8 protein-coding genes are annotated in these 8936 nt (G+C 74.1%); 3 read left to right on the plus strand and 5 right to left on the minus strand.

Going from position 1 to position 8936, the window contains the following annotated elements; all coding sequences use genetic code 11:
• Positions 1 to 352, plus strand: a 352-nt coding sequence (locus tag AC0CYZ_RS12980) for an FCD domain-containing protein (protein WP_472215904.1), incomplete at its 5' end; no start/stop codon positions are given.
• Between the two features lie 23 nt (positions 353 to 375).
• On the opposite strand, the gene AC0CYZ_RS12985 is transcribed toward AC0CYZ_RS12980, so the two are convergent.
• On the minus strand, positions 376 to 1578 hold the full coding sequence (locus tag AC0CYZ_RS12985; protein WP_472215906.1) for an NAD(P)/FAD-dependent oxidoreductase: 1203 nt from the start codon (positions 1576 to 1578) through the stop codon (positions 376 to 378).
• Entirely contained in the window at positions 1575 to 1937 is a 363-nt protein-coding gene (locus AC0CYZ_RS12990) for a bifunctional 3-phenylpropionate/cinnamic acid dioxygenase ferredoxin subunit (RefSeq protein ID WP_472215908.1), read from the minus strand. The genes AC0CYZ_RS12985 and AC0CYZ_RS12990 overlap by 4 nt, the downstream gene beginning before the upstream one ends.
• Positions 1938 to 2292: 355 nt before the next feature.
• Here AC0CYZ_RS12990 and AC0CYZ_RS12995 point away from each other — a divergent pair, with 355 nt between their 5' ends.
• Both AC0CYZ_RS12995 and AC0CYZ_RS13000 read left to right on the plus strand, forming a co-directional pair.
• A complete protein-coding gene (locus AC0CYZ_RS12995) occupies positions 2293 to 3447 on the plus strand; it encodes an aromatic ring-hydroxylating oxygenase subunit alpha (protein WP_472215910.1) in 1155 nt (384 codons plus the stop codon).
• Between the two features lie 13 nt (positions 3448 to 3460).
• Entirely contained in the window at positions 3461 to 3628 is a 168-nt protein-coding gene (locus AC0CYZ_RS13000) for a hypothetical protein (protein WP_472215912.1), read from the plus strand.
• A gap of 241 nt (positions 3629 to 3869) precedes the next feature.
• Here AC0CYZ_RS13000 and AC0CYZ_RS13005 read toward each other — a convergent pair whose 3' ends face one another.
• From AC0CYZ_RS13005 to AC0CYZ_RS13015, 3 genes are all read right to left on the minus strand, one after another.
• Complete coding sequence (locus AC0CYZ_RS13005) at positions 3870 to 6350, minus strand: GcvT family protein (RefSeq protein WP_472215914.1); 2481 nt, start codon at positions 6348 to 6350, stop codon at positions 3870 to 3872.
• Positions 6347 to 6973, minus strand: a complete 627-nt coding sequence (locus AC0CYZ_RS13010; protein ID WP_472215916.1) for a sarcosine oxidase subunit gamma — start codon at positions 6971 to 6973, stop codon at positions 6347 to 6349. The genes AC0CYZ_RS13005 and AC0CYZ_RS13010 overlap by 4 nt, the downstream gene beginning before the upstream one ends.
• On the minus strand, positions 6966 to 8936 hold a 1971-nt coding region (locus AC0CYZ_RS13015; RefSeq protein WP_472215918.1), incomplete at its 5' end, for a glycine cleavage T C-terminal barrel domain-containing protein. The genes AC0CYZ_RS13010 and AC0CYZ_RS13015, both read right to left, overlap by 8 nt.

Genomic DNA, 8936 nt, shown 5'->3' on the forward strand with positions numbered 1-8936 from the left:
GAGCCGCTTGAGCGCCTCGCGCACCGGGCTCGCCGAGCTCGCCGAGGACACCGCCGCGCTCGACGTCACCACCCTGAGCCGCGAGGAGCTCATGCGCTGGGACATGCGCGTGCACCGCTCGATCTACCGCGCCGCGGGCAACCCGCACCTCGAGGACACCCTGGTGCGCTACGACAACCTCGCGACCCGCATCTTCTGCCTGTTCCTCGACCGGATGCCGGACTTCGACCGGCACGTCGGCGAGCACGTCGGGCTGCTGCGCGCGATCGCCGACGGCGACGGCGAGCTCGCGGCGACGCTGTCCCACGAGCACGTCGTCGGGTTCGAGAAGGCGATCCGCGCGGTCGTCTGACCGCGCCCCGTCGGTCCCCGCGCTCACGCCGGCTGCACCGCCCGCGCCGGCCCCGCGCGGCCCAGCTCGGCACGGCGCAGCCGCCCGAAGGCCCGCGCGCTGCCCATCCCGAACACCGCCGTCGTCGTTCCCGACGCGTCGGTGTACCGCGCCGTGAAGCGGTCCTCGGGGTCGCCGTCGACGATCTCGACGCGGTCGTCGGGACCCGGGTGCCCCGCGAGCTGCAGCGTCCGGCCGTACTGGTCGGACCAGAAGTAGCCGGAGGGCCGGAAGGTCACCGTCGTGTGCCCGGCCAGCAGGTTGGTGGCCGCGACGTCCGCCTGCTCGCCCGCGCTCGTCCAGTGCTCGTGGCGCCGGGTCCCCTCGGTGGCGCCGTAGCGGGCGACGTCCCCGACGGCGACGACGGTCGGCACGTCGGTGACCATCCCGGCGTCGGTGTGGACCCCGTTGCCCAGGCGCAGCCCGGAGCCCTCGAGCCACTCGGTGTTGGGGACGATCCCGAGCCCGGTGACGACGACGTCGGCCGGCAGGACCGTGCCGTCGTCCAGCTCGACGCCGGTGACCCGCGCGCCCCGCCCCGACGGCGCCGTCCGCAGCCGGGCGACCGACCGGCCGTGGCGCACGTCCGTGCCGTGCGCGGAGTGCAGGGCGGCGCAGCACCGCGCGATCCGCTCGCCCAGCAGCGCCGCCAACGGGAGCGGCGACGCGTCGAGCAGCGTCACGTCCAGGCCCATCCCGCGGCAGGTCGAGGCGACTTCGGCGCCGAGGAACCCGGCCCCGACGACGACCACGCGCGACGTCGAGTCCGTGAGGGCGGACCGCAGTGCGACGGCGTCGTCGAGGGTGCGCAGCACGTGCACACCCTCGACGCCCTCGCTGCCGGGCAGTCGCCGCGGCCGGCCCCCGGTGGCGACGACGACGCCGTCGGCCCCGATCTCGTGCCCGTCGGCCAGCCGCAACCGCCCGGCGTGGGCGTCGAGCTGCTCGACGCGGGCCCCGAGGCGCAGCTCGAGGGCGAGCTCGGCCTCGTCGTCGGTGTCGAGCAGGGCGAGGTCGGCCTCCCCCTGGGTGCCGGCGAGGAACCCCTTGGACAGCGGTGGGCGGTCGTAGGGGGTGCGGGCGTCGTCCCCGACGAGCACCAGCCGCCCGTCGAAGCCCGCGTTGCGCAGCGAGCGCGCCGCCCGAGTCCCGGCGACCGAGGCGCCGACGACGGCGATCGTCCTCACGCGACACCCCGCTGCGCGTCCGGCGTGGCGGTGACTGCGTCCGCGTGTGCCGCGACGGCCTGCTCGAGGTCCGCCCACACGACGCCGTCGGCGACCATGACCGTGTAGGTGCGCACCGGGCGCTTGGCCGGTGGGCCGGAGGGCTCGCCGGTGTGCAGTGAGAAGAACGCCTCGTGCAGCGGGCACTCCACCCAGCAGCCCTCGAGGTAGCCGTCGGACAGCGAGGCGCCCTGGTGGCTGCACGCGTCGTCGAGGACGAAGACCTCGTCGCCGGCGCGGAAGACCGCGACCGGGCTCGGACCGGGGAAGCGCACGCCTTCGCCCTCGGGGATCTCGTCGATGTCGCAGAGACGGATCATGTCTCTCTCCAGAGAGAAGTGGTCGGCGCGGGGGCCACATCGCTCGTCGCGCCGGACACGGACTGACAGGGGGTGCACGCGGGAACTCGGCGTGCCCGAGAATGTGAAGGGTCCGAGGAGCGTCGTTGCGTCATACGCACTTCGATGCTCAATGCGCAACGCACACGGTGGGAGACGGCGACCCCTCCTGTCAAGGGGTACGCGCGGGTCATCTGTGCGAACGGCGCTGCGAGATCCTCACGATCGCCCAGCTTGACAGCGGGTAGGGCCGTCTCTCATCGTTTCTGTTGCGCAGTGAGCGCCGTGTTGCTCTTTATGCAACACGAGCCCGACCGGCACCGGGAGTGTCCCACCGATGACCACGAGCGAGCTCTCCGCGGACACCGCGGGCCAGGAGCTGCCGGCCAGCCTGCGAGAGACGCTGCCGGGGCGGTGGTACACCGATCCGGCCGTCTTCGCGGCCGAACAGGCGCTGATCTTCGAGGCGGGCTGGGTCGCGGCGGTGCTCGCCGCGGACGTCCCGCGCCCCGGTGACTTCGAGACCGTCGAGGTCGGGCGCGAGAGCGTCATCGTGGCGCGCGGGCGCGACGGGGGCGTCCACGCCTACCTCAACGTGTGCCGCCACCGCGGGGCGCGGCTGTGCACCCAGGAGAAGGGCTCGGTGCGCCGGTCCTTCCAGTGCCCGTACCACGCGTGGACCTACGGCCTCGACGGATCGCTGGTGACGGCGCCGAACATCGCCGGGATGCCCGACGTCGACCGCACCGCGTTCGGCCTGCACCGCGTCGCCGTGCACGAGTGGCTCGGCTACGTGTGGCTCTGTCTCGCCGACTCGCCGCCGTCGTTCGAGGACACGGTCGTCGCCGACGTGACCGCGCGGCTCGGCTCCCCGGACGCGATCGTCGGCTACCAGGTCGCGGACCTGCGGCTGGGACGGCGGATCACCTACGACGTCGCGGCGAACTGGAAGCAGATCGTCGAGAACTTCATGGAGTGCTACCACTGCGGGACGATCCACCCCGAGCTCACCGAGGTGCTCCCGGAGTTCGCGGACGGGCTCGCGGCCCAGTACTTCGTGGGCCACGGGGCCGAGTTCGGGGCCGAGGTGGACGGCTTCACCGTCGACGGGTCGGCCGGCCTGGAGCGTCTCCCCGGGATCGCCCCCGAGCAGGACCGCCGCTACTACGCGATCACCGTGCGCCCGCAGGTCTTCATCAACCTCGTGCCGGACCACGTCGTGTTCCACCGCATGTTCCCGGTCTCCGCGGAGCGCACGATCGTGCGCTGCGACTGGCTCTACCTGCCCGAGGTGGTGGACTCCGGGGCCGACCTCGACCGCTCCGTGGAGCTCTTCCACCGCGTCAACCAGCAGGACTTCGACGCCTGCGAGCGCTGCCAGATCTCCATGGACTCGCGCTCCTACGCCCGGGGTGGGGTCCTCGTGCCCAGCGAGCACCACATCGGCGAGTTCCACGACTGGGTGCGCGAGCGCGTCGGCTTCGAGAACTAGACAGGACGAGACGATGACGATCCCCGACCAGCCCGAGCTGGGCCACGTCCCGACCGACCTCGACGAGGCGTTCCGCGTCGCGGACCGCCTCGCCGTGCACGGCGCGGACTGCGTGTGCCCACCCTGCGCCGGACGGCTCCCGGGCCTGCTCGCAGAGCTCGCCCGTGCCCTCGGCGCCTGAGGGCTCTTCCACCGGCCCCGGCCCATGATCACCGGAATGACGAGGTCCTGAGGCCTCGGCGGCCACAGCCTCGTCGTCTCGGTGATCTTGCCCGGCGAGAGCGCCGAGTGGGCTGCCACGCCTGTCGCGGGTGCCCTCGGAGTCCACTCGGCCGGTGCTCGGGCCCGGCCACGGCACGCTGAGTGGACCCCCACGGCTGCCTCAGCAGCCCCGGGGGTCCACTCGGCGGCGGCGCGCGCGCCTACCGGCGGATGCGGGCCATCTCCGGGTCGACCAGCGGCTCTGCGGCCACCTGCGCCCGGACGTCGCGGTCGAAGTACCGGATGTCCACCGGGGTCCCGACCTCCAGCCCCGCCGGCAGCCACGCGTACGCGATCGGCCGGCCGATGGTGTGCCCGAAGGCCGCCGAGGTGACGTAGCCCGACGGGACGCCGTCCACGAGGACCGGCTCGTGACCGAGCACGACCTCCGCGGGATCGTCGACGGTGAGGCAGGTCAGGCGACGCGTGACGGTGGTGGCGTCGACGCCGTCCAGCGCCTCCCGGCCGACGAACGGCCCCTTGGTGGCGGGCCGGACCGCGAAGCCCACGCCCGCCTCGTAGGGGTCGTGCTCGCTGGTCATGTCCGCGCCCCAGGCGCGGTAGCCCTTCTCCAGGCGCAGGCTGTCGAACGCGGCACGCCCGGCGGCGATCACCCCGAGCGGACGCCCGGACTCCCACAGCACGTCCCAGAGCCGCTGCCCGTGCTCCGCCGCGGTGTAGATCTCCCAGCCGAGCTCGCCGACGTAGGACACCCGCATCGCGATTACGGGGATGCCAGCGATCTCGGCCCGGCGGCAGCGGAAGTAGCGCAGGCCCTCGTGGGAGAAGTCGTCCGGCGAGAGCGGCGCGACCAGGTCGCGGGCGAGCGGGCCCCAGACCCCGACGCAGCAGGTGCCGCCGGTGACGTCCCGGACGGTGACGGGCTCCGGGTGACGCCGCGCCTCGCGGCTCAGGTACTCGAGGTCGAGCGGGCCGTTCGCCCCCACCTGGAAAAGGTCCTCGCCCAGCCGTGCGACGGTGAGGTCGCTGCGCACGCCACCGGCCTCGTCGAGGGCCAGCGTGTAGGTCACCGACCCGACCGACTTGTCCATCTTTCCGGTGGTCAGCCGGTCGAGGAACGCGACGGCGCCCGGCCCCGCGACCTCGAGGCGCGTCAGCGGCGTCATGTCGTACATCGCCACCCCGGTGCGGGTCTTCCACGCCTCGGCGGCCGCGACGGGGGAGTGGTACCTCGCCGCCCACGGCTCGCGGGGTGGGGGCTGCCACGCGGGGGGGAGTTGCGCGACGAGGTCGGCGTTCGCCTCGTACCAGCGCGGGCGCTCCCAGCCGTGCGACTCCGCGAAGACCGCCCCGAGCTCGCGCTGCCGCGCGTGGAACGGGCTCACCCGCACCCCGCGAGGCGAGGTCCGGGGCGCCAGCGGGTGGATCACGTCGTAGATCTCGGCGAAGTTCTCCTGGGCGGTCTCGGAGACGAACGCGTCGGTGGTCTCGCACTCGGCGAAGCGGTGCACCGAGCAGCCGTGCAGGTCGATCTCGCTGCGGCCGTCGACGAGCAGCTGTGCGACGGCGCGGGCCACCCCGGCCGAGTGCGTCACCCAGACCGCCTCGGCGATCCAGAACCCCGCGACGTCGGGCGACTCGCCGATCAGGGGGCCACCGTCGGGGGTGAACGAGAAGACGCCGTTGAAGCCGGTGTCGACCTTCGTCTCGCCGAGGGCGGGCAGCAGCAGCCGGCTCTGCTCCCACACCGGCGCGAAGTCCTCCTCGGTGAACGGCAGCATCGAGGGCTGCCGCGACTCGGAGACGCTGTCGACCTCGGGCAGCTCGTCGAGCGAGACCGGCATCGGCCGGTGGGCGTAGGAGCCGATCCCGAGCCGGTCGTGGTGCTCGCGGTAGTACAGGTCCTGGTCCTGATGGCGCAGGATCGGCAGGCGGGCCTCGACGGCCTCGTCGTTGCGCCCCACGAGGTCCGGGACCTGCCCGGTGAACGCGTACTGGTGGGCGAGCGGCAGGAGGGGCACCGGCATGCCGACCATCGCGCCGATCGCCTGGCCCCAGAACCCCGCGCAGCTCACGACGACGTCCGCCGCGAACTCGCCCGCATCGGTCACCACGCCGGTCACGCGGCCGGCGTGCTGGGCGACCCCGGTCACGCGCACCGACCCGTGGAACACCGCTCCGCGGCCCTCGGCGCGCCGGATCAGCGCGGTCACCGCGCGGGAGGCCTTGGCGAGTCCGTCGGTGGGGGTGTGCAGACCGCCGAGGATGCGGTCGCGGTCGAGCAGCGGGTGCAGGCGCGCGCACTCCTCGACGTCGACGACCTCGGCGGGCACGCCCCACGAGGTGGCCCATCCCTGCTTGCGGTGCAGGTCGGTGAGGCGCTCGGGCGTCGTCGCGACCTCGAGGCCGCCGACCTGGTTGAAGCACCAGTCCCCGTCGCCCGGCGCGCCGCCGAGCTCGAGGAACTTCTCGACGGTGTAGCTCGCGAAGCGGCTCATCGTCCGCGACGCGTTGGTCTGGAAGACGAGGCCCGGGGCGTGGGACGTCGAGCCGCCCGGCAGCGAGAGCGGGCCCTGGTCGAGGACGGTGACCCGGTCCCAGCCGCGGGCGGTGAGCTCGTCGGCGAGGTTCGCGCCGACGATCCCGGCTCCGATGACGACGACGCGGGGTGTGGTGCTCATGCTTCGGCCCTCTGCTGGTCGGTGGGGCGGGGGCGGAACTCGGTGGTGGCGTCGAGGAGCCAGTCGGCGACGTAGCCGGCGTACGAGGTGCGGACGGCGAGACGGAAGCCGTCGGGTTCTGCGGTGAGCAGGACGCCGCTCTGGCCGAGCAGCGTCTGAGCGGCGGATCCGGGCGGGAACGACGCCGGGCGCAGGTCCAGCGCGCAGCCGTGCGCGAGCAGCGCGCGGGCCCCGGCTCCGCGCAGGCGGACCCCGGTGCGCTGGGCGGAGACGTCGACGGCGGCGCCACCGTGCGGCCCGACGACCGCGTGGAGCGCCTCCTCCCAGGCCCGGGCGGGTCGCTCGCCGGTGAGGAGCCACTCGTCGGGGCCGAGCCAGACCGCCCGCCCGCCGGCCACCACGGTCCAGGTGTTCGGCAGGGTCGGGAGGGTGCCGCCGACGACGTCGCGCAGCGCCGCCGCGTCCACCGCGGCGGGGTCGACGCGCAGGTCGACGGCGTTCGTCAGGGGCTCGAGCTCGATCGCGAGGTCGGTCCCGGCCGTGGCGAGCTCGGCGGAGAGCGCCGTGAACGCGTCACGGTGGGCCTCGAGGGGATGGGTGGGCAGCAGGGTCGCGTCAGCCATCGCGGCGCGCTCCTTCCGGATCGACCAGGACGGTCTCGGCGATGCGCGCGGGCACCAGCGTGGTGCCGACGGGGACGTGCACGACCTCGCCGATGCGCTCGCGCCCGGCCCGGACGAGCGCGAGCGCGAACGGCCGGCCGAGCTCGGCGCTGTGGTAGCTGGACGTGACGTGGCCGAGCATCGGCACCGGGGGCGGCGGGAGGGCCCCGTCGTGGCAGAAGGAGACGATCTGGGAGCCCTCGGGCAGCTTCGTCGCCGCGTCCGTGGGCAGCAGCGAGACGAGGTGCTTGCGCGCCGGGTCGTGGTTCGCGGCTCGGGCGAAGGAGCGCCGTCCGACGAAGTCGGTCTTCTTCTTCGAGACCGCCCAGCCGAGGCCGAGGTCGTGCGGGGAGACGGTGCCGTCGGTGTCCTGCCCGATGATCGGGTAGCCCTTCTCGGCGCGCAGGACGTGCATCGTCTCGGTGCCGTAGGGCGTGATGCCGTCCTCGCGGCCGGCCTCGAGGAGCCGGTCCCACAGGGCCGGCGCGTACGTCGACGCGACGTTCACCTCGTAGGCCAGCTCCCCGGAGAAGGAGATCCGGGCGAGCCGCACCGGGACGCCGTCGAGGACGCTGTCCTGCCACGTCATGAACCTGAAGGCGTCGTTGCTGACGTCGAGGTCGGGGAAGACCCGGCCGATCACCGCGCGGGAGCGGGGCCCGACGACGGCGAACACCGACCAGTGGTCGGTCACCGACGTGAGCCGCACCCGCAGGTGGGGCCACTCGGTCTGGATCCACTCCTCCATGCGGTCGAGGACGGCCGCGGCGTTGCCGGTGGTCGTCGTGACCAGGAAGCGGTCCGTCGCCAGGCGCAGGACGGTGCCGTCGTCGACGACCATCCCGTCGTGCCCGCACATGACGCCGTAGCGCACGCGGCCGACCTTCAGCGAGCTCATCAGGTTCGTGTAGAGGTGGTCGAGCAGCACCTCGGCGTCGGGACCCTGCACGTCGATCTTGCCGAGCGTGGAGCCGTCGAGGATCCCGACCCCGGTCCGCACGGCCGCGCACTCGCGCAGCACCGCGGCGGTCATGTCCTCGCCGGGCCGCGGGTAGTGCCGCGGCCGGCGCCACTGCCCGACGTCCTCGAACTCGGCACCGAGGGCGACGTGGCGGTCGTGGACCGCGGTGGTGCGCACCGGGTCGTACAGCGCGCCGCGCTCGCGCCCGGCCAGGGCCGCGAACGCGACGGGGGTGTAGGGCGGGCGGAACGTCGTGGTGCCGAGGTCGGCGACGGGGCGGCCCAGGAGCTCGGCGGTGATGCCGGCGGCGAGCAGCCCGGAGGTCTTGCCCTGGTCGTGGGCCGTGCCGATCGTCGTGTAGCGCTTGATGTGCTCGAGGTGGGTCATCCCGGCGCCGACGGCGCGGGCGATGTCGGCGACGGTGGCGTCGCGGGCGAGGTCGACGAACTGGCGTGCCGGGTCGCCCTCGGTGCGCCAGAGCACGCGCGGGGGCACCTCCTCGTCGGGGTCGACGGCACCGGTCGCGGCACCGACCACCTCGACGCCGGGCACCGGCGCGCCGGGGACGAAGGCGCCCCGGGCCGCGTCGTAGGCGAGCTCGCCACCAACGTGGCTCACGAGGTGCACCGCCGGGCTCCACCCGCCGCTGACCAGCAGCAGGTCGCACGGGATCTCGGTGCGGTCGTCGCCGACGACGACCGCGGTGATCCGCTCGGTGCCGCGGGTCCCGCGCGCCGTGGTGTCGGCGGTGACCTCGATGCCGCGCTCGGCGCAGCGTCGGGCGCGGTCCGCCGGGAGCTGGGGCCGGGCGTCGAGGACGCGGACGCGGGCGCCGGCGTCGGCGAGGTCGAGCGCGGCGGCGTAGGCCGAGTCGTTGGTGGTGGCGACGACGACGTCGCGGCCGGCGAGCACGCCGTGGCGGTGCAGCAGGTCGCGGGCGGCCGAGGCGAGCATGACGCCGGG

The sequence above is a fragment of the Actinomycetospora sp. genome (genome assembly GCF_055612215.1).